Here is a 1,120-nt window from a genome sequence, read left to right as displayed (position 1 = left end):
GTATTCATACGTGTTGATACTTTCCATCCAACAATTGCTCGTGAGAACACATCAATAATAAAGGCGGTATAGACCCAACCTGAATTGGTTTGAATATACGGGTGAGTTTTAGCTAGTCATAATTCATAAAAAATATCGATTTTGTACTGTACTGTACTGTACTAAAATACGATACAGTACAGTACACATACTTTTTTATTGTTTAGATAGGCTTAATTAAAAGACAAAAAAGATAATCTTAAATTTTATACAAGGATGTTTTTAAGCGTTTTTAGCCATGTTTTGAATTGCAGCAGTACTCCGCTATGGAAAACTGTTAAAGGTGGCTGTAATCGCAAAATATGGAGTTTTAGAGCTATCTTTTAATCTCATTGTCCTGTGATTTCCCTGTTTTTCGATTAATTTCGATATTTTCAAGGATTTTTACCTGATTTTCAGTGTATGTGAGCGTGTACTCTTTCCCTGTTTTCAGGTCTTTTATTTGAGGATGATAAACAAGCCCATCTTTTGTGCTTTGAACTGTGCCTTGAGTACCTGACTGTAGGACTTTTCCATAATAAGAATTATTGGTTTTAGCCAAAATTGAAATATTAGGGTTGAGTTGCTCTTTTGCTTGTTCTAGCTGTCTTTCTTGTAGGTATTTTTCAGCGTTTCGGGCATTTAACGCCATATTTGGCTTGTTGCGCTCAATAATCGCTATAGCTGTTGCTCGATGCTCATCTGTTACGCCTAACTCTTTGAATTTTGCAAAGTTTGAGCGCATTTTTTCATATTGAGCGACTTCCTGTTCAATCTTCGCCAAGTGGTCTTTTTTCCCAAAAAACATAGGCGTATTAGCCCGCATTTCATCAATTTTGGCTAACCATGCCTTAGCGTCGTTTATCTGCTTGTCCTGTAGCTCTTTAAATACTTTGTGAGCTGTTTCTTCAATCGCTGTTCTGTAGCTGGCTATGGCGTTTCTTGCGTCTGTTGTAGTGCCTTGTTTGACTTTCGGCTGTTGGGGTTCAATAGGCTTGGCTTTAGCTTCTTTTCGCTCTATCTCAAGTCTTGCAAGGGTTTCATAGTTAAAGACAATCTCTTGATCTAGGTTTTTGATCAACTGCTCATTTACTAATTTTTC

The 1,120-nt window shown here is 36.8% G+C and carries 1 protein-coding gene; it reads right to left on the bottom strand.

Annotation, left to right across the window (positions count from 1 at the left end; translation table 11 throughout):
- Positions 1–355 precede the first annotated feature (355 nt).
- Positions 356–1,120: hypothetical protein (locus FTV34_RS17615; protein ID WP_180070932.1), on the bottom strand; the 765-nt coding region annotated here is incomplete at its 5' end.

The sequence above is a fragment of the Acinetobacter sp. YH16038 genome, from assembly GCF_013417275.1.
GTDB lineage: Bacteria > Pseudomonadota > Gammaproteobacteria > Pseudomonadales > Moraxellaceae > Acinetobacter.
The sequence above is the reverse complement of the archived record's forward strand: the minus strand, read 5'-3'. Positions and strand labels throughout refer to the sequence as shown.